The 224-nt window shown below is 52.2% G+C and carries 1 pseudogene; it reads left to right on the forward strand.

Annotated elements, in window-relative coordinates:
* Positions 1-224, forward strand: a pseudogene (locus MFF64_RS37520) (sugar ABC transporter permease); the annotation flags it as partial.

Here is a 224-nt window from a genome sequence, read left to right on the forward strand (position 1 = left end):
GAAAAACTATATCAAAAGCTTAGAGAGCGCGATCTTTTGGCAGACGGCCTGGAATACGTTATTTTTCACCACCATGGCGACCCTGTTTAAAACCGTGTTGGGGATGTGGCTGGCCCTCATTTTAAATCGACGCTTTCGCTTATCTCGGTTTACCCGCGCCGCCATCCTCTTACCGTTCATCGTGCCCACGGTGCTCAGCACCCTCGCCTGGCTGTGGATGTTCG

This window comes from Methylobacterium frigidaeris, from assembly GCF_022179185.1.
Lineage (GTDB): Bacteria > Pseudomonadota > Alphaproteobacteria > Rhizobiales > Beijerinckiaceae > Methylobacterium > Methylobacterium frigidaeris.